This is a genomic window from Halomonas sp. ND22Bw (assembly GCF_003011945.1).
Classification (GTDB): Bacteria; Pseudomonadota; Gammaproteobacteria; order Pseudomonadales; family Halomonadaceae; genus Halomonas; species Halomonas halophila.
In genome coordinates, this window is the sequence record NZ_PXWD01001559.1 from 1 (window position 1) to 244 (window position 244).

The 244-nt window shown below is 65.6% G+C and carries 1 protein-coding gene; it reads left to right on the forward strand.

The window, feature by feature from the left end:
* On the forward strand, positions 1 to 244 hold a 244-nt coding region (locus tag CVH10_RS23480; protein ID WP_219925070.1), incomplete at both ends, for a HAMP domain-containing sensor histidine kinase.

The following is a 244-nucleotide window of genomic DNA, read 5'->3' on the forward strand; positions in this document are numbered from 1 at the left end:
CGGGAGGAGACGGCCGAGCTGATCATCGACGCCGGACGCCTGATGACCGGCATGCTGAACGACCTTCTGGATCACTCCAAGATGGAGGCCGGGGCGATGGCGATCGAGAGCCGGGATTTCGAACTGGGGGAACTGGTGCGCGACACCGCCCGGTTCTGGACCGCGCCGGCGAGCGAAAAGGGCCTGGTTCTGGACTTGGCGGTAGACCATGACGAAGCCGTGTGGCTGCGCGGCGATCCCTATC